Origin of the sequence: Allobosea sp. ASV33 (genome assembly GCF_016428755.1) — a bacterium.
GTDB lineage: Bacteria > Pseudomonadota > Alphaproteobacteria > Rhizobiales > Beijerinckiaceae > Allobosea.
This window is the reverse complement of sequence record NZ_JAELTI010000046.1, coordinates 1-17,289: the sequence shown is the minus strand read 5'-3', so window position 1 is coordinate 17,289 and position 17,289 is coordinate 1. Positions and strand designations below refer to the sequence as shown.

The window sequence follows — 17,289 nt, the reverse complement described above, 5'->3', positions numbered from 1 at the left end:
GAGAGCCGATGATATCAGGCCGTGCCCATGCTCTCATTCATCTGCTGCAAGGGCTTACAGCGCTGCTGCTGGCCTTTGTGCTGCTGACCTCGCCGACACGAGCGGCCGAGGAGCCGCTGCCGGCGTCATCGGGCATCCAGGATGCGCTCTGCCGCCTGATCGACGACTCAGCCAGGGCGCAATCGGTGCCCGCCGCCTTCCTGACCCGCTTGATCTTCCAGGAATCGAGTTTCCGCCCCGGCGTCACCAGTCCGGCCGGCGCGCAGGGCGTCGCCCAGTTCATGCCCGGCACGGCGCGCGAGCGCGGGCTCATCGACCCCTTCGATCCCGAGCAGGCCGTGCCAAAGGCGGCGCATTTCCTGGCGGAACTGAATGACCGCTTCGGCAATTGGGGCCTCGCGGCCGCCGCTTATAATGGCGGACCCAATCGCGTCGCCGGCTGGCTCGCCGCGCGCAAGGCCGGTCAGGCGCGCTTCCTGCCGAGCGAAACCGAGAACTACGTCTTCGCCATCACCGGGCGGACCGCGGAGGACTGGGCGGACGAGGCGATCGACCGAGCCAATGGCGACGGGCGCTCGCCACCGATGCCGCCGGCCACCCGCGACAAGGATGCGCAGGCGAGTTGCGCGCCGACGCTCGTCGCCATCCGGCAGTCCCGCCCTGCCCTGCCTGCGATCGCGGAAGCGCCCTTCGCACCCTGGGGCGTGCAGCTCGCCGGCAATTTCTCGAAGGCGCGAGCGCTCGCCACATTCCAGCGAGCGGGCGCCCGCCATCGCGCGATCATCGGCGCCCTGCCCCCGATGGTGATCGGGACGCGCCTGCGCAGCCGCGGCACGCGCGCGTTCTACCGGGTGCGGCTGCCCGCCGCGACGCGCGCCGAGGCCATCGCCTTGTGCCGGCGGATCCAGGCCGATCGCGGCGCCTGCGTCGTGCTGCGGAGCTGACGGCCAAGCGGCGATGTTGCATGCGCGCAACGCGGCACGGCAAAGCTCGATCGCTCCCGGCGATGTGATTGCGGCTGCATTGCACGACCCTGGGGAAGCTGACAGGACGTTGAGGAGACGTTGACTTTTCTGCGTCATTTTCGCGACCCAGCCGTCCCGATCCGCCCGAGGTTCTTCCGATGATCCGCTCCACACGTCTGGCCTTGCTCGCTGGCCTAGGCCTGCTCGCTCTGGGCTCCGCCGCCCGAGCCGAAATCGACCCGCTGACCCGCCAGCCGCTGGTCCAATATGTGGACCCTGCCAAGGCGCAGGCCACCGCCATTCCGCGCGAGATCGTCGACTATCCGACGAAGCAAAAGCCGGGCACGATCGTGATCAACTCGACCGAGCGCCGCCTCTATTACGTGATGCCCGACGGCAAGGCGATGCGCTACGGCGTCGGCGTCGGCCGCCCCGGCTTCGACTGGGCCGGCAGCCAGAGCATCACCCGCAAGGCCGAGTGGCCGGGCTGGACCCCGCCGGCGCAGATGCTGAAGCGTCGCCCCGACCTGCCCCGCCACATGGCCGGCGGCCCGGACAACCCGCTCGGCGCGCGCGCCATGTATCTCGGCTCGACCCTCTACCGCATCCACGGCTCGAACGAGCCGGAGACGATCGGCCAGGCGGTCTCCTCGGGCTGCATCCGCATGCTCAACGAAGACGTGATCGACCTCTACGACCGCGCCAAGGTCGGCACCCGCGTCGTCGTCGCGCGCTGAGCGACCTATAGATTTCGATGAAGAGGCCGGCGGAAACGCCGGTCTTTTTTTGTTGGGCTACCGCCGCCGTTCGCGCGACAGGCCCTTCTCGGCCAGCGCCGCGAGATAGGCGCGCATCTTTTCCTCGCCCTGTTCGCCAAGCTCGCGCAGATAGTCCCAGGCATAGATGCCGGTCTCGTGCATGTCGTCGAAGCCGAGCCTGACCGCGTAGTGGCCGACCGGCTCGACCCGGAGGATCTCGACCTCGGCCTTGCCGGGCACGATCGTCTTCTGGCTGGGATGGTGGCCCTGAACCTCGGCGGAAGGGCTTTCGACGCGCAGAAGCTCGGCCGGCAGCGCGAAGCTTGCACCATCGTCGAAGGTGACGTGCAGCGTCCGGCGGTCCTTGGAGAGGCGCAGTTCGGTCGGCCAGGATGACATGGGCGGTATTCGTCCTTCGCAGACTGCCTTCGAGAGGTCCTTGACCTTCACGGGCGCAGTGCCAATGTCATGCTATAGCAATGTGAAGGCGCGCCCGCATCCTGTGCGGACCGGCCGCTCCACAATGCGGGAACGTGAGGCAGACGTGCTGCTCGACGACATGAAGCCGCTGACGCGGTCGCCCTTGGTCGACCCGTTCGGCCGCAAGATTTCCTATCTGCGCATCTCGGTGACGGATCGCTGCGATTTCCGCTGCGTCTATTGCATGTCCGAGGACATGAAATTCCTGCCGCGCAAGGAATTGCTGACGCTCGAGGAACTGGACCGGATCGCCAGCGCCTTCGTGGCGCGCGGCACCCGGAAATTGCGCCTGACCGGCGGCGAGCCTTTGGTACGTCGCGACATCATGAGCCTGTTCCGCTCGCTCTCGCGCCATCTCACCTCCGGCGCGCTGGACGAGTTGACGCTGACAACCAACGGTTCGCTGCTGCATCGCTATGCCGCCGAGCTGGCCGGGTACGGCGTGCGCCGCATCAATGTCTCGATCGACACGCTCGACCCCGACAAGTTCCGCGAGATCACCCGCCGGGGCGATCTCAAGGTCGTGCTCGACGGCGTCGAGGCGGCGCGCAAGGCCGGCATGCGGGTCAAGATCAACGCGGTGGCGCTGAAGGGCGTCAACGACGACGAGATCGAGCAGCTGATGCTGTGGTCGCACGGGCTCGGCATGGACCTGACCCTGATCGAGGTCATGCCGATGGGCGAGATCGAGGCCGGCCGCGTCGATCAGTATCTGCCGCTCTCGGTGGTGCGCGGGCGGCTGATGGACAAGTACACGCTGGTCGACGATCCCTACCGCACCGGCGGGCCGGCGCGCTATGTGCGCGTCAAGGAGACCGGCGGGCTCGTCGGCTTCATCACGCCGCTGACCCATAATTTCTGCGAGAGCTGCAACCGCGTGCGCCTGACCTGCACCGGCACGCTCTACATGTGCCTCGGTCAGGAGGACGCCGCCGACCTGCGTGCGCCGGTCCGGGCCTCGCAGGACGACGCCCTGCTCTTCCGCGCCATGGACGAGGCGATCGCGCGCAAGCCGAAGGGCCACGATTTCATCATCGACCGACGCCATTCAGGCCCCGCCGTCGGCCGGCACATGAGCGTCACCGGCGGCTGAGGGCGGCCGGAGCGCCCGGCCCTCGCTTGACCCTTCGGCGGAATGCGGTCACCGTCCCCGTGACGGGTGGAGTTGCATGCGGTCACAGTTCAAGGCGATGGCCGGCCGGATCAAGGCCGCCGCGAGCGCAATCGATGGCGCCGTCAGGCAGACCCATGCGGCGCGGCTCGCCATCATGGCCGCGAATCTGAGGCGTGCGCTGCCCCTGATCGCCATGCTGCTTTGCGCGACGCTGCTGTTCTGCCTGTTCCTGGCCTGGTCCTCTGGGCGCAGCGTCTTCACCATGCTCTCGCCGGCTTCTCCGACCGGGATCATGGCCGGCGTTGCGGCTGTCGTCGCGGGGCTGGCCGTGCTCGAACTCTGCGCGGCCTTCGCCATCATCATCATGACCGCGGCCCTGCAGCTCGCCTACGACACCGGGCGGCACTGCGTTCTGGCCTTGCTGGCCATCGCGAGCGCGCTGGGACTGGCATCGATGGCCTCGCATCTGGCCGTCGAGGGAGTGCCGGCTCTTGCGGGCGCGATCCTGCCGACACTTGGCCTCTGCGGGCTCGTCGCGCTGACGATCTGGTTCAAGCGCGCCTATCTGCGCCCGGCTTATCCGGGTTTCCGCGACTTCTGGGTGGATATCGTCGAAGCCCGCCATGTCCTGATGCGAGCCGCCCATGGCGAATGACGACAGTGCAGCCTCGCGGGTCGTGCGGATGACGCCTGCTCCCACCGCCCATCATCTCGCCGAGTCGGTCAAGGCCGGGCATCACGGTGCAAGCGACGCCGTCGAGAACCAGCCACCGGCCCATGCGACGATGCTCTCGCAGACCGAGCAGACGCTGATCGCTCGGGCGCGCGAGCATTTCGCCACGCTGCGGCAGGAGGCGGCGGCAAGTCTCAATGCGATCCAGGCAGAGGTCACGAGCCGGCGCGAATTGTTCACGCAGCAGCGCTTCGAAGGCCGCGTCCGGGGCGTCGAGGCGACGATGCGCGCGATGCTGAACAAGCATGGCGGGGAGCTGGAGCAGCGCGTCTACGATGCGCTGCGGGCCAAGCGCGAATACGCTTTCTTCAATTACGAGAACAAGCGCCGGGCCGATCCCAAGCTCGACAAGTGGCAGTTCATCCTGTTCTTCCTGGTCGTGCCTCTGGTGATCGAAAGCCTGCTCAACGGCAATTTCTTCGCCGAGGCGAGCGATTTCGGCCTGGTCGGCGGCGCGGCGACGGCCGTGATCATCTCGGCGCTCAACATTGCGCTCGGCTTCTTCATGGGGGTCGGGCCGGCGCGCTATTGCCAGCATGTGAAGAGCTCGCACCTGTTCTGGGCCTTGCCGGCCTATGCCGGGATGATCGGGCTGATCGTGCTATTCAATCTCGCCGTGGGGCATTACCGCGAGATGCTGATCGCCAATCCCGACGCGCGCTCCTTCCAGGTCATGCCGCGCATGATGGAGAACCCGTTCGCGATCTACGATATCAAGTCGGTCGCGCTGGTCATCATCGGCTGCCTCGTCGCCTTCGTCTCGGCGACGAAGGGCTATACCGCCTTCGGCACCTATCCTGGGCATGCCACCGCCTATAAGCGCTGGCGGCAGCGCTGGAGCGCGGTCGAGGAGGAACGGCGCCGGCTCGATGCCGAATTGCTGCCGGAGCTGGAGGCGATCCGCACCCAGGTCGACGGCTTCCGCGAGGATTGCCGCGACGAACTCGGCAAGCTGCAGGGCGTGAAGGCTGCCGCCGAGAAGGCGCGCGATCTCTATCTCTCGCGGCTGGGACAACTGCGCGCCGCCAAGGATGCGGCGATGATGCAGTATCGCGAGGCCAATCTCAGGGTCCGGACCGATCTGCCGCCAGCCTATTTCGCGCAGTCGCTCAACCTCGCCGAGATCGACCAGCCGGCGGAGCTGCCGGAATATGTCGCCGCCCGGCGTCAGATCGACGATTTCGAGCAGCAGCTCACCAGCATGCCGGCGCTGATCGAGGCCAAGCTCCGGGATCGGCTGGTGCTGCTGCGCGGCATCGACCTTGCCGGGGAGATCGAGCAGGTGAAACTCAGGGCGGCGCAGGCTGGGCGCGAGGCCTTCGAGCAGGACGAGGCGGCCCAGAAGCAGGCGGCGGAGGATTTCGCCGCAATGAAGCGCTAAAGAGCGGAACATGAAGACCGAGAACTGGGCGACCGTCGCCTCCGTGCTCGCCGGGCTTGGCCTAGTCGGCTTCTTCGCGGCGCCTACCCTGCTGCGCGGCCCACCGCGCGACCAGGAGACGCTGTGCCCGAAGACCGGGCCCGTCGGGCACACCCTCATCCTCGTCGACAAGACCGACCCGTGGAGCGATGTGCAGGCGAAGCGCCTGAAGACGCTGGTCAAACAGGTCGGCGACGATTTGCCGGCCGACCGGCTGCTGTCGATCTATGTCTTCAACGACGTGTTCGAGCCCGGCTTTCCTTCGCTCGTCTCGCTCTGCAACCCCGGCAAGACGGCGAGCGAATTGATCGGCAACCCGCGGCGCGAATACGTCAAATGGGTCGAGAAATTCGGCCGGCCGCTCGACGAGGCGCTGACCGTTCTGACCCAGCCGGCCAAGGGCAATCAGTCGCCGATCGTCGAGGCCATCGGCGATGTCGTCTCGCGCCGCGAGAACCGCGTCCCGACCGGAGACCGCAAGCTGCTGCTCGTCTCCGACATGCTCCAGAACTCGAACCAGTACACCGTCTTCGGCAACGGAGCCGGCGCGCGCGATCCGGAGCGTTTGCGGCGGCTGCTCGGCAAGGTCTGGCAGGATTCCGGCGCATCGAGCTGGGAGCTGAGCGTGCATCAGGTCCAGGGCGTCTACGACGCGGCGAGGCTCGAGCAGGCTGCGGCGCTCTGGAAGGGCGCTTTCCAGAAGCTCGCCATCAACGTGAATTGGGACCGGTTGTAAAAGCGCACTGTCATCCCGTGCGCGGTGCAACGCGCAGCGGTGCGCCGCAGACACGGGACCGCGCGACGAGTAGGCGCCTCTTCCTGAGGACGATCCCGCGTCTGCGCAGCGGCATTGCATGCCGCAGCGCGCGGGATGACAGGCGGGTCCGGATTGCCCCGTCTCGCCGGGCTAGCCCGTCAAAGCCGATAACCCATCCGCACGCCGCCCCAATGGCGGCCGCGGACGCGCAGCGGTGCGTTGATCTCGCTCAGCAATTCGCTGCGGCCATCCTCGTTGTCGTGGCGGCTGAGCTGGATCAGGAACGGGCGGATCGAGCGCCCGGCGCTCAAGCCTGCACGGCTGTCGATGATGCGCCGGTTGCGGGCATGAGCGGTATTCCACGCGACATCGCCGGGGCGTTGCGGCTGCGACCAGCCGACATGATGGACCGGCAGATAGCCGTTGCGATCGCTCGGCAAGGCGAAGACCAGCCGCGGATCGGAGCCGAGCGTAGCGGCGAGCAGAGGCGGCAGGACGGTTTCGAGCGCGGACAGGCTCGGGCTGAGATACTGCCGGGGTTCGCTGTCCGAAACCGGGACATAACGGAGGTCGAAGAGATCGTCCTCTGAGACGAGGCGGCTATCGATGGCCCCTTCCATCGCGACCGCGATCTCGCGTGCGAAATCCTGGGCCCGTTCGATCAACGGGCGATAGGAGCGCTCGATCTCCTCGATCATGACCGCCAGCGCGCCGCAGCCGGCGGCAGCATCCCCCGCGAAGGCGATATGCAGGCCGTGCTCGCTGATGCCGGTCATGCGGCAGGGCAACGGCGGCAGGCCCTCGATCGTGACCATGCCGACGCCGCCGATCGGCAGTCGGGATTGCGACGGGCCGGCGAGCAGGGCGCCGCCACGACCGAGATCGACGAGGCGGCCGGGAATATCGACGCCGCCGACGACGAGATGCGCCTTGCGGGCCGTCGGAAAGCGATCGAAGCGCCGCCGGTCCGCGAAGGCCGAATGGCGCAGCACCGGCTTGAAGCGCCTGAGCATGTTGCCGACCAGGCGGCTGCCCTTCTGCGTGGCCCGGCGGGCGCGCTCGTTCTCCACGACCGTCTCATGCGCGATGCGGTCGATCTCTTCGGCGCGGCGCGCCACACCCTCGACGAAGAGGGCCGTTTCCCGCGCATTCCGGGAAAGCTCGGCGGTCGAGCTCGCCTGTTCCTGCGAAGCGCGCCCGATCGTCGCCATGATCGGGTTAACGTCGCGGACGATCTGCAAGGTGTCGTTGACGATGCCGGTGGAGCCTTGGGCGGCGCGAGTCAGGCGGTCGACGCGCTCGCGGATATGGCCGACGGCCTCGCTGACCTCGACGGACAGGGATTTCACCTCATGCGCGACCACGCCGAAGCCGCGCCCGGCCTCGCCGGCGCGGGCGGCCTCGATCGCCGCGTTGAGGGCGAGAAGATTGGTCTGGCGCGCGATCTCGGCGATCGAATCGACGATGCCCCGGATCTCTCCCGTGGCGACGGCCAGACCGTCCAGCATCAGCGCCGCCTCGCCGGCGCGCAGCACCGCGGCGTCGAGCTTGTCGCGGACGCTGACCATGGCGCCATCGACCTCCTCCGCCGCCTGCGAGACCTGATGGGTCGCGGCGGCGAGCGCGGAGGCGTTCTCGCTGGCGGCGCCGACGGCCATGCGCATGCTGCCGGCATTCTCGAGGATGCTGCGCGAACCGCTCTCGGACTCGGCCGAGCGCTGCTCGACCTCGCCCAGTTCCTTGGTCAGCCGCTGCATCGCGAGCAGGATATCACGCTCGATATCGTCCACCGCGTCATGGGCGGAGGGATCATAGGGCGGGATCGCGGCCGGCAGAGACACGGCTTCCAGTACCGGCACCGGCGCTGCGGGGATGCCCTCCACCGCGTCTCGGGCACCCAGCCAGCGTCGAATCCTGCCCTGCATCCCTTACCCAGTCTCACCATAGGTCAAGCTCGTGTCCGGTTATGGTCGCGCGCCGTTAACAAAAGCTTCCACGCCGCCGCACGACGCCCCTGCCGGAGACGCATTGGACCCGCGGGTTGCGCCCCTGTATGGCTATTTTTTAGACACCGTACGGACAGGCTGCAGGCCTGGAGCCTTCCGGACAGGAACCAGCCCTTGGCCAGCGCAGCCGAAAATCGCCGCGGCATCATCTTCATGCTCGTGGCGATGTCGCTTTTCGTCGTCAACGACGTGTTCATGAAGCTCTCCCGCGAGGTCTATCCGGCCGGGCAGGCGATCACAATCCGGGCAGCGTTCGCCGTGATCGTCGGTCTGGCACTCGTCTTCGCCGCGCGAGAAGGCGACCGGCTGCGCCTGGCCTTGCGCCCCCGCGTTCTGCAGCGCGGCATCCTCGAGGCCTTCAGCGCATTGACCTTCGGCTGGTCGCTCGGCCTGATGCCGCTCGCCAACCTCACCGCGATCAACATGGCCTCTCCGCTGCTCATCGTCGCGCTGGCGGCGGTGCTGCGGATCGAGCAGGTCGGCTGGCGGCGCGCGGCGGCGCTGACCGTGGGTTTCATCGGCGTCTTGTTCGTGGTGCGGCCAGGCGCCGAATCCTTCAATGCGGCGGCAATCGTCGCCGTGATCAGCGCCATCCTCGTCGCGGGCCGGGACCTCACGACGCGGACCATCGGCGCGGAGATTCCCTCGACGGTCGTGTCGCTGACCACGACGGTCCTCGTCGGCCTCGTCGCCGTCGCCTATGGCTTCACCGAGACCTGGCTGCCGGTCTGGCGGATTCAAACCGTCTATATCGCTGTCGCAGCCGTACTGGTCACGATCGGCACCTTCTTCATCATCAGCGCCTTCCGGCGCACCGATGTCGGCGTCATCTCGCAATACCGCTACGCGATCATCGTCTTCGCGACCGTGCTCGGCTACGTCGTCTGGGGCGACGTGCCAGACCTCTTCGCCGCGATCGGCGTCGCGCTCATCGTCGGCAGCGGGCTCTACACCATGCATCGCCAGCGTGTGCGGCCCGATTCCAACCTGAAGCTCACCCGAAAGACCGCGGTGTGAACCCGGCTGTGGCCAAGCCCACGCTCGCCATCCTCGTCGCGATCTCGGCATTGCAGCCGATCGCGCTCAACCTGCTTGCCCCGGCGACGCCTGCGCTCGCCCGGCATTTCGCCTCGAACTACGCTACGATCCAGCTCACGCTGACGCTCTTCCTCGTCGCGGTCGCGCTGACGCAGCTCGTCATCGGGCCGCTCTCGGACCGCTTCGGGCGCCGCCCCTGCGTCAATGCGGGCGTCGCGCTGTTCGCGCTGGGCTCGGTGCTCGGGGCGTTCGCTCCCACGACCCATGTCCTGCTGATCGCGCGGGTGCTGGAAGGCGCCGGCGGCGGCGCCGTCTTCGCCTTGTCGCGCGCGATCATCCGCGACACCGCGGACCGCGACCATGCCGCGAGCCAGATCGCCACCGTCACCATGGTCATGGTCGTCGCTCCGATGCTCGCGCCCTGGCTCGGCGGCCAGATCGAGACCGCCTTCGGCTGGCGCGCGATCTTCTGGTTCATGACGCTGTTCGGCGGTGCCGTGCTGATCTTCACCCTCGCGCGCCTGCCCGAGACCGCGCCCAATCTCGGCCGGCAAAGCTCGCTCCTCGGCGTCTTCCGGGTCTTTCCGGAACTGGTGCGCAACCGCGAGTTCATGCTGAACGTCGCGGCGAGCTCATCGGCCTCCTCCGCCTTCTTCGTCTTCATCGCCGCGACGCCCTATATCGTCGTCGAGACGATGGGGCGCGGCTCGGATGTCTATGGCGCCTATTTCATCCTGAATGCGCTGGGCTACATGATCGGCAACTTCGCGATGTCGCGGCTGGCGGTGCGCGTCGGCACGCAGACGATGGTGCGCCGCGGCCTGGTGATCTCGTTCTTCGGGACTGCGGCTGCGCTCGCAGTGTCGTTCTCGCCCTGGTGGTCGCCGCTCGCGCTGTTCCTGCCTTTGGCCGTGAACGCGGTCGGCAACGGCATGACGATTCCCGGCGCGACGGCCGAGGCGCTCTCGGCCCGCCCGGAACTGGCGGGCTCGGCGGCCGGGCTATTAGGCGCGACCCAGCTCGGCTTCAGTGCGGCGCTCACCGTGCTGATCAGCTGGCTGGTGACGCTCTGGCCGCAATCGATGAACCTGTTCGTCTGGATTCTGACGACGGCAGGTCTCGCCGCCGTCTGTTTCGTGAAAAAGCGGCCGTAGGCAACATAAGCAACTCGCTTGTCATTCCGGGGCTTCGCGGAGCGAAGAACCCGGAACCCACTACTGGGCGAGCGCCCATAACTCGGCATCGAGTGTCACCCGGTCGTGGGTTCCGGGATCGCGCCTGCGGCGCGCCCCGGAATGACAGGGGTGCCTCTGCCCGAAGCGAAGGCGGTTTCGTCCGCCGCGCCCTCAGCCTTCGAGGCGGGCGATCAGGCTCGACGTATCCCAGCGCTTGCCGCCCATCTTCTGGACCTCGGCATAGAATTGGTCGACCAGCGCGGTGACCGGCAATTGCGCGCCGTTGCGGCGGGCCTCGTCGAGGACGATGCCGAGATCCTTGCGCATCCAGTCGACGGCGAAGCCGAAATCGAACTTGTTCTGGTTCATCGTCTTGCCGCGGTTCTCCATCTGCCAGGAGCCGGCGGCGCCCTTGGAGATGACCTCGAGCATGGCCTCGACATCGAGCCCGGCGCGCTTGGCGAAATGGACGCCCTCGGACAGGCCCTGGACGAGGCCGGCGATGCAGATCTGGTTGACCATCTTGGTGAGCTGGCCGGAGCCGGCCGGGCCCATCAGCTTGCACATGCGCGCGAAGCTCGCGATCACCGGCTCGACGCGGGCATAGGTCTCTGGCTCGCCGCCGCACATCACGGTCAGCACGCCGTTCTCGGCGCCGGCCTGCCCGCCGGAGACCGGCGCATCGACGAAGCCGAAGCCGCCCTGCTTGGCCGCCTCGTAGAGCTCGCGCGCGACATTGGCGGAAGCCGTGGTGTGGTCGACGAAGACCGCGCCCTTCTCCATGCCGGCGAAGGCGCCGTTCTCTCCGATCGTCACCGAGCGCAGGTCGTCATCGTTGCCGACGCAGCAGAAGACGATCTCCTGGCCCTTGGCCGCATCGGCCGGGGTCGGCGCCGAGACGCCCGCATGACGGGAAACCCATTCCTGCGCTTTCGTCGGGTTGCGGTTGTAGACGGTGACCTCATGACCCTTGGCCTTGAGATGGCCGGCCATGGGGAACCCCATCACGCCGAGACCGATGAATGCGACTTTGGCCATGCCGAGCTCCCGCTTTATTTCCGAAGATGTTCACGCTTTAGCGTGCAGGCGCCGGGCGGGAAAGGCGATTGCACGCCATCCGCCCATGCGGCTTTTCCCTTGCGGCCGGAGGAGCAGCGGCTTAGCTCCGGCCCATGACCATATCCAACGACGACGAATTGCAGGCGCTGAAGGAGATCGGCGGCATCGTGGCCCGCGCGCTCGCGGCCATGGGCAAGGCGATCGAGCCCGGCATGACCACGGCCGAGCTCGACGCGATCGGCCGCGACTATCTCGAACGCCATGGTGCGCGCCCTGCCCCGGAACTCGCCTATGAATTCCCCGGCGCGACCTGCATCAGCGTCAACGAGGAGATCGCCCACGGCATTCCCGGCACGCGGCGCATCCTCGCGGGCGATCTCGTCAATATCGATGTCTCCGCCGAGAAGAACGGCTTCTTCGGCGATACCGGCGCGTCCTTCGCCGTGCCCCCGGTCAGGCCGAAGCTGGAGCGGCTCTGCCGCGACGGCCGGCGTGCGCTCTGGGCCGGCATCGGGCAGGTCGGCGCCGGCAAGCCGCTCGCCGGCATCGGCCAGGCGGTCGGGCGCTTCGCCGAGAAGAACGGCTATACGCTGGTGCGCAATCTCGCGAGCCACGGCGTCGGCCGCTCGCTCCACGAGGAACCGACGGAGATCGCGACATGGCCCGATCGCAGCGAGCGCCGGACGATGACGAACGGGCTCGTCTTCACCGTCGAGCCGTTCCTCTCGCTGGGCGCGGACTGGGCGGAGAATACCGAGGAGGATCGCTGGACGCTCTACAGCGATCCTTGCGCGCCGACGGTCCAGTACGAGCACACCGTCGTCGCGACGCCGCGCGGCGCGGTGGTGTTGACCCTGCCCGGCTGAGACGGGATCAACGCAAGGCCATGTGCCGGCTCAGCCGGAGCTCCAGCTTGTCCCAGATGCGCCGGATGATCTCGACCAGCACAAGGTAGATCAGGGCCGCATAGAGATAGATCGAGAGATCGAAGGAGCGGGCGAAGGCGAGCCGGGTCGCGCCCATCAGGTCGAACAGCGTCACCAGCGAGACGATGGCGCTCGACTTGATCATCACGATCAATTCGTTGCCGAGCGGGCGCAGAGCCATGATCATCGCCTGCGGCAGCACGACGAGGCGCAGCGTCGCCCAGCGATGCAGGCCGAGCGAGAGCGCGCCCTCGAACTGGCCGCGCGGGACCGACTGGATGGCGCCGCGCAGGATCTCGGCCTGATAGGCGGCGGTGTTGATGGTGAAAGTGAAGGCCGCGCAATAGAACGGCTCGCGGAAGAACCACCACAGGCCGATATCCTGCCAGAACTCGCGGAACTGGCCGAGCCCGTAATAGACGAGGAAGAGCTGGCAGAGCAGCGGCGTGCCGCGCAGGAAGGTGGTGTAGCCGCTGACAGCCATCCGTGCCCAGCGTGGGCCGTAGAGTCTTGTGACGGCGAGGCCGAGGGCCAGCACGAAGCCGATGGCGACCGAGATCGCCACCAGCTCGAAGGTGACCCAGAGACCGCTTGCCATGCGGCAGCCGTAGTTCTGCAGAACCTCGCTGCCGACGAGATAACCGGGATATTCGCACCAGTTCATCGCGTCGCTCCGCCGAAGGCGGCCTGGCCGCGATTGGTGCGCTGTTCCAGCTTGTCGATGCCCCAGGCGGAGATCAGCGAGAAGAAGAAATAGAGCAGCATCGCCGTGCCGAAGAAAAGGAACGGTTCCTTGGTCACGACATTGGCCCGCGTCGCAATGAACATGATGTCCTGCAGCGTGATCACGGAGATCAGCGAGGTCTCCTTCAGCAGCACCATCCAGTTATTTCCGAGGCCGGGCAATGCCACGCGGATCAGTTGCGGGAAGACGACGAGCCGGAATGCCTGCGCCTTCGACAGGCCGAGCGCCGACGCGGCCTCGCGCTGGCCTTTCTGGATCGAATTCAGCGCGCCGACCCAGACCTCGCTGGAGAAGGCGGCGAGCACGAGCCCCAGCGCGACCATGCCTGCGACGAAAGGCGGGATCGAGAAGCCGGTCCAGACCTTCTGCAGGAGCACCTGGATGCCGAAATAGATGATGTAGAGCGTGAGTAGCTCCGGCACGCCGCGGAAGACGGTGGTGTAGATCGTCGCCAGCGCCCGCAGGATCACAGAGTCGGAGCGCTTCCACAGCGCGATGACGAGGCCGAGCGCCAAGCCGAACGGCAGGGTCGCCAGGGCGACCGAGAGGGTGTTGGCAGCACCTTGCAGCAGGGCCAAGCCCCAGCCGCCGGCCCCGAAGCCAAGCAGAGCGAATTTGTCGAACATGGGAGGGCCGGCGCGCGAGGACATGAAACCCGCCGGCCTTCAGGCGGCCGGCGGGTAAGCGTCAGCTAAAGTCAGCTCACTCGTACTTGAACCACTTGTCCTCAAGCTTCTTGTGCGAGCCGTCGGCCATGGTCTCGGCGATAGCCTTGCTGATCATGTCCCTCAGCGCGACGTCCGACTTGCGGACCGCGCCGGCGACGCCGGGGCCGTGGATGGCATTATCGCGGGTCACCTCGGCGATCTTCTTGCAGCAATCCTTGCCCTTCCCCTTGAGGAAGTCGGCGAGCGCGAGCGCGTCGGCGACGATGTAGTCGAGGCGGCCGTTGAGCAGGTCGAGATTGGCCTCTTCCTGGGTCGGGTAGAGACGCGCGGTCGAGTCCTTGTAGAACTTCTCGACATAATTGGCGTGGATCGTCGAGCCCTGCGCGCCGATCGACTTGCCCTTCAGCGCGGCCGGCGAGATGTCGTCGGACTTCGTGCTCTTCGGGCCGATCACCCAGATCGGGGTCTTGCTGTAGACCGAGGTGAAGTCGACCTGCTTCTTGCGCTCGTCGGTCGCGTTCATGCCGGCGAAGATGACGTCGTATTTGTTGGCCTGCAGCGCCGGGATGATGCCGTCCCAGTCCTGCACGACCCAGGTGCACTTCACCTTCATCTTCTCGCAGAGCAGATTGCCGTAGTCGATCTCGAAGCCCTCGAGCTCCTTCTTGGCGTTCAGGTTGTTGTAGGGCGGATAGGCGCCTTCGGTGCCGATCCGGATTTCCTTCCACTCCTTGGCCTGGGCAAGCGCCCCTGTCGCGCCGGCAACCGTCAACGCCGCTGCCGCGATGAAACGAACGAAACTCTTCATGGAACCTCCGCGATTCAGTCCGGCCGATCTTGCTGTTGTCCCGGTCCGGTTCTGTCGCGACAGTTGGGCGCAGTTTCGCCGCGCTCGCAAGAGGGAGCGGCGCAGCTTTTCGCGGCGTGCACGCCCAAACGAGCGGCTCCGACCGGGATATGGCCAAAAAGATAGCGGGCTTTCGGACGCCAAGCCCGCCGGCGGCGGCTCAGCGCCGGGCGTCGAGAACCGCGACGATCCAGATCGCGAGGCCGCCGAGCGCCAGCGCCGCGCCGACCCACCCAGTCGAAGTCCAGCCGTAGCCGGCGGCGATCGCCATGCCACCAAGCCAGGGGCCGAGCGCATTGGCGATATTGAAGGCGCTGTGATTGAGCGCGGCGGCCAGCGTCTGCGCGTCCTCGGCGACGTCCATCAGCCGGGTCTGCAGCATGGCGCCGAGCCCGCCGCCGCTGCCGATCATGAAGATGACCAGCGAGACCGCCCAGATATTGCCGGCCGCGAAGGGGAAGGCCGCCAGCCAGAAAGCGCTCCAGAGCAGGAGTGCCGCGGTCGCAGGGACGAGCGCCCTGTCGGCCGCCCAGCCGGCGACGAGCGTGCCGGCCGTCAGGCCCAGGCCGAAGATTGCGAGCACGACCGGCACGAGCGCGGGCGAAACCTGGGTCACCGCCATCAGCGTAGACGCGACATAGGTATAGACGGCGAAGAGGCCGCCGAAGCCGATCGCGCCCGTCGCCAGCGTCAGCCAGACCTGCCTGCGCTTCAGCGCGCCGAGTTCCCGCAGCGGGCTCGCGCCGGGCTGTACCGTGTCGCGCGGCGCAAAGAGCGCGATCAGGAGGGCGGTCAGCAGGGCGAGGCCGGCGACGATCGCGAAGCCAGAGCGCCAGCCGAGCACCTGTCCCGTCCAGCTCGCCACGGGCACGCCGAGGATCGTCGCCACCGTCAGGCCGAGCATGACGCGCGCCACCGACTGCGCCCGGCGATTCGGCGCCGAGAGCGAGGCTGCGACCAGGGCGGCGACGCCGAAATAAGCGCCGTGCGGCAGGCCGCTCAGGAAGCGGAAGGCCAGCATCCAGTGATAGTTCGGGGCCAGCGCGCTCAAGGCATTGCCGAGCGCGAAGACGCCCATCAGCCCGATCAGCAGCGTGCGCCGCGGAATCCGCGCCGCCATCACAGCGATCAGCGGTGCGCCGACGACCACGCCGAGGGCGTAGATGCTGATGACATGCCCGGCCGTCGGCTCGTCGACGCCGAGCCCGGCCGAGAAATAGGGCAGCAGGCTCATCGACGCGAATTCAGTGGTGCCGATGGCGAAGCCGCCCATGGCGAGCGCGAACAGCACGAGCCCTGCAGATGCGGGCCGAGAGGCGGACGCCGGAGCATCCAGGCTGCGATCATTCGCGGCGAGCGTCATGTGGGGCTTTCATGGAGCAACAGGCGCAATGCTGCGCCGCAACATGAAATAGCCATGCGCCGTCGAGGGATCAACGACACGCATGGCGACATTTCATGCAATCAACGCATATCGCTTTGGCTTCCGGGCGATCGGCGGGAATGCGCTATAAGGCGGCATCCCAGACAGGCGAGACCAACGTGATACCCTGGATCCATCTCGATACCGCGGCCTTGCCGGATGGCAGCGGCGACCTTCGCCTGAAGCAGCGCGGCAGCGAATTCTCGATCATGCTCGGCAGCACCGAGCTGATGAACAGTCGCCTCAGCGGCTCGGAGGAGGCGCTGGCGACGCTGGTCTGCGACAGGCTCGGACAATGCCGGCAGCCGAGCATCCTGGTCGGCGGGCTCGGCATGGGCTTCACCTTGCGGGCGGCGCTCGCCAAGCTGCCGCCGGATGCACGCGTTGAGGTGGCCGAGCTGATTCCGGCCGTGGTCACCTGGGCGAGAGGGCCGATGGCCGCCGTCTTCGCCGGCAGCCTCGACGATTCCCGCGTGCAAGTGAACGTCACGGATGTCGCGAAGGCCATTGCAGCCGGCAAGGGGCGACTCGATGCCATCCTGCTCGACGTCGACAACGGCCCTGAAGGGCTGACCGTCGCCGGCAACGACCAGCTCTACGACGCAGCGGGGCTGCACGCTGCCAAGGCCGCGCTGCGGCCCGGCGGCATTCTCGCGGTCTGGTCGTCGGGGCCGGACCACGGCTTCACCCGGCGCCTGCGCCAGGCCGGCTTCGCCACCGAGGAGGTCACGGCCCGCGCCCGCCGCACAGGCGGCGGAGCACGGCATGTGATCTGGCTGGCGACGAAGCCGTAAGGACTCCGGATCGCCGCGCCCGATCGGCGGCGGCGATCCGGCGCGGCTCAGTTGACCGTGCAGAAGCCCTCACAGGGGGTGGCGGTCATCGTCGCGGCGAAATCCGAAACCGCCTTCTGCGCATCCGGCTTGAGCGACGGGCTCACCGCCTGGAGCGCGCTGACCAGCGCATTGCGATCCGGCGGCGTCAGCGAAGCGGCGATGCCCGCGGCATTCTCCGCGAAAGCCTGGGCGATCAGCAGGCGATTCGGATCGCGCAACCCCGTCCCGCGCAGCGCCAGCGCGGAGCCGACGACGATCTCCTGAAGGCCGAGCCGCATCTGCCGCAAGCCCTTCACCCGGGCGTCGGTCTTGTCCGCTTCCTTCAGATTGGTGGCGAAG

Annotated in this window: 18 protein-coding genes; 10 read left to right on the top strand and 8 right to left on the bottom strand. The window is 67.4% G+C overall.

The features are described from left to right. Positions 1–8: 8 nt before the first annotated feature. Together JHD80_RS14855 and JHD80_RS14850 are read left to right on the top strand one after the other, a co-directional pair. Positions 9–944 carry a lytic transglycosylase domain-containing protein gene (locus JHD80_RS14855; protein ID WP_199088673.1) on the top strand — a complete coding sequence of 312 codons (936 nt, stop codon included), beginning with the start codon at positions 9–11 and terminating at the stop codon, positions 942–944. A 179-nt stretch (positions 945–1,123) separates the two neighbouring features. Beyond that, positions 1,124–1,702, top strand: a complete 579-nt coding sequence (locus JHD80_RS14850) for a L,D-transpeptidase (RefSeq protein ID WP_199088666.1) — start codon at positions 1,124–1,126, stop codon at positions 1,700–1,702. A gap of 57 nt (positions 1,703–1,759) precedes the next feature. On the opposite strand, the gene JHD80_RS14845 is transcribed toward JHD80_RS14850, so the two are convergent. After that, positions 1,760–2,122: a gamma-butyrobetaine hydroxylase family protein gene (locus JHD80_RS14845; protein ID WP_199088664.1), complete on the bottom strand. Its 363-nt coding sequence runs from the start codon at positions 2,120–2,122 to the stop codon at positions 1,760–1,762. Between the two features lie 160 nt (positions 2,123–2,282). Here JHD80_RS14845 and moaA point away from each other — a divergent pair, with 160 nt between their 5' ends. The 4 genes from moaA (at position 2,283) to JHD80_RS14825 (ending at position 6,206) form a co-directional block, all read left to right on the top strand. Further along, complete coding sequence (gene moaA / locus JHD80_RS14840) at positions 2,283–3,296, top strand: GTP 3',8-cyclase MoaA (RefSeq protein ID WP_199088715.1); 1,014 nt, start codon at positions 2,283–2,285, stop codon at positions 3,294–3,296. A gap of 76 nt (positions 3,297–3,372) precedes the next feature. After that, positions 3,373–3,972: a hypothetical protein gene (locus tag JHD80_RS14835; RefSeq protein ID WP_199088662.1), complete on the top strand. Its 600-nt coding sequence runs from the start codon at positions 3,373–3,375 to the stop codon at positions 3,970–3,972. Beyond that, entirely contained in the window at positions 3,962–5,431 is a 1,470-nt protein-coding gene (locus tag JHD80_RS14830) for a hypothetical protein (protein ID WP_199088660.1), read from the top strand. The genes JHD80_RS14835 and JHD80_RS14830 overlap by 11 nt, the downstream gene beginning before the upstream one ends. Positions 5,432–5,441: 10 nt before the next feature. After that, on the top strand, positions 5,442–6,206 hold the full coding sequence (locus JHD80_RS14825) for a hypothetical protein (protein ID WP_199088658.1): 765 nt from the start codon (positions 5,442–5,444) through the stop codon (positions 6,204–6,206). Between the two features lie 179 nt (positions 6,207–6,385). Here JHD80_RS14825 and JHD80_RS14820 read toward each other — a convergent pair whose 3' ends face one another. Continuing rightward, positions 6,386–8,110 carry a methyl-accepting chemotaxis protein gene (locus JHD80_RS14820; RefSeq protein ID WP_199088656.1) on the bottom strand — a complete coding sequence of 575 codons (1,725 nt, stop codon included), beginning with the start codon at positions 8,108–8,110 and terminating at the stop codon, positions 6,386–6,388. A gap of 237 nt (positions 8,111–8,347) precedes the next feature. Here JHD80_RS14820 and JHD80_RS14815 point away from each other — a divergent pair, with 237 nt between their 5' ends. Then, a complete protein-coding gene (locus tag JHD80_RS14815) occupies positions 8,348–9,250 on the top strand; it encodes a DMT family transporter (RefSeq protein ID WP_199088654.1) in 903 nt (300 codons plus the stop codon). A gap of 8 nt (positions 9,251–9,258) precedes the next feature. Then, positions 9,259–10,425, top strand: coding sequence for a Bcr/CflA family efflux MFS transporter (locus JHD80_RS14810; RefSeq protein WP_199088652.1), 1,167 nt, complete (start codon positions 9,259–9,261; stop codon positions 10,423–10,425). Positions 10,426–10,617: 192 nt separating this feature from the next. Here JHD80_RS14810 and JHD80_RS14805 read toward each other — a convergent pair whose 3' ends face one another. Then, the gene (locus tag JHD80_RS14805; RefSeq protein ID WP_349237273.1) at positions 10,618–11,502 is read right to left on the bottom strand and encodes an NAD(P)-dependent oxidoreductase; all 885 of its coding nucleotides are present in this window, start codon (positions 11,500–11,502) and stop codon (positions 10,618–10,620) included. 116 nt (positions 11,503–11,618) lie between these two features. Here JHD80_RS14805 and map point away from each other — a divergent pair, with 116 nt between their 5' ends. After that, on the top strand, positions 11,619–12,371 hold the full coding sequence (gene map / locus JHD80_RS14800) for a type I methionyl aminopeptidase (RefSeq protein WP_199088649.1): 753 nt from the start codon (positions 11,619–11,621) through the stop codon (positions 12,369–12,371). A gap of 7 nt (positions 12,372–12,378) precedes the next feature. Here map and JHD80_RS14795 read toward each other — a convergent pair whose 3' ends face one another. The 4 genes from JHD80_RS14795 to JHD80_RS14780 all read right to left on the bottom strand — a co-directional run bounded on the left by JHD80_RS14795 (position 12,379) and on the right by JHD80_RS14780 (position 16,054). After that, entirely contained in the window at positions 12,379–13,095 is a 717-nt protein-coding gene (locus JHD80_RS14795; protein WP_199088647.1) for an ABC transporter permease, read from the bottom strand. After that, positions 13,092–13,802: an ABC transporter permease gene (locus JHD80_RS14790; RefSeq protein ID WP_199088645.1), complete on the bottom strand. Its 711-nt coding sequence runs from the start codon at positions 13,800–13,802 to the stop codon at positions 13,092–13,094. Before JHD80_RS14790 ends, JHD80_RS14795 begins: the two co-directional genes overlap by 4 nt. A 76-nt stretch (positions 13,803–13,878) precedes the next feature. Next, entirely contained in the window at positions 13,879–14,652 is a 774-nt protein-coding gene (locus JHD80_RS14785) for a transporter substrate-binding domain-containing protein (RefSeq protein WP_199088643.1), read from the bottom strand. A gap of 199 nt (positions 14,653–14,851) precedes the next feature. After that, the gene (locus JHD80_RS14780) at positions 14,852–16,054 is read right to left on the bottom strand and encodes an MFS transporter (RefSeq protein WP_199088641.1); all 1,203 of its coding nucleotides are present in this window, start codon (positions 16,052–16,054) and stop codon (positions 14,852–14,854) included. 179 nt (positions 16,055–16,233) lie between these two features. Between JHD80_RS14780 and JHD80_RS14775 the strand changes: the two genes are divergently transcribed. After that, on the top strand, positions 16,234–16,908 hold the full coding sequence (locus JHD80_RS14775; protein WP_199088639.1) for a polyamine aminopropyltransferase: 675 nt from the start codon (positions 16,234–16,236) through the stop codon (positions 16,906–16,908). 47 nt (positions 16,909–16,955) lie between these two features. Here JHD80_RS14775 and JHD80_RS14770 read toward each other — a convergent pair. Continuing rightward, on the bottom strand, positions 16,956–17,289 hold a 334-nt coding region (locus tag JHD80_RS14770), incomplete at its 5' end, for a hypothetical protein (protein ID WP_199088637.1).

What these genes read in the sequence shown, in the direction of transcription:
- JHD80_RS14855 (WP_199088673.1), top strand. Translation starts at nt 9, where the DNA reads ATGATATCAGGCCGTGCCCATGCTCTCATTCATCTGCTGCAAGGGCTT.
- JHD80_RS14850 (WP_199088666.1), top strand. Translation starts at nt 1,124, where the DNA reads ATGATCCGCTCCACACGTCTGGCCTTGCTCGCTGGCCTAGGCCTGCTC.
- JHD80_RS14845 (WP_199088664.1), bottom strand. Translation starts at nt 2,122, where the DNA reads ATGTCATCCTGGCCGACCGAACTGCGCCTCTCCAAGGACCGCCGGACG.
- moaA (WP_199088715.1), top strand. Translation starts at nt 2,283, where the DNA reads ATGAAGCCGCTGACGCGGTCGCCCTTGGTCGACCCGTTCGGCCGCAAG.
- JHD80_RS14835 (WP_199088662.1), top strand. Translation starts at nt 3,373, where the DNA reads ATGCGGTCACAGTTCAAGGCGATGGCCGGCCGGATCAAGGCCGCCGCG.
- JHD80_RS14830 (WP_199088660.1), top strand. Translation starts at nt 3,962, where the DNA reads ATGGCGAATGACGACAGTGCAGCCTCGCGGGTCGTGCGGATGACGCCT.
- JHD80_RS14825 (WP_199088658.1), top strand. Translation starts at nt 5,442, where the DNA reads ATGAAGACCGAGAACTGGGCGACCGTCGCCTCCGTGCTCGCCGGGCTT.
- map (WP_199088649.1), top strand. Translation starts at nt 11,619, where the DNA reads ATGACCATATCCAACGACGACGAATTGCAGGCGCTGAAGGAGATCGGC.
- JHD80_RS14795 (WP_199088647.1), bottom strand. Translation starts at nt 13,095, where the DNA reads ATGAACTGGTGCGAATATCCCGGTTATCTCGTCGGCAGCGAGGTTCTG.
- JHD80_RS14790 (WP_199088645.1), bottom strand. Translation starts at nt 13,802, where the DNA reads ATGTTCGACAAATTCGCTCTGCTTGGCTTCGGGGCCGGCGGCTGGGGC.
- JHD80_RS14785 (WP_199088643.1), bottom strand. Translation starts at nt 14,652, where the DNA reads ATGAAGAGTTTCGTTCGTTTCATCGCGGCAGCGGCGTTGACGGTTGCC.
- JHD80_RS14780 (WP_199088641.1), bottom strand. Translation starts at nt 16,054, where the DNA reads ATGACGCTCGCCGCGAATGATCGCAGCCTGGATGCTCCGGCGTCCGCC.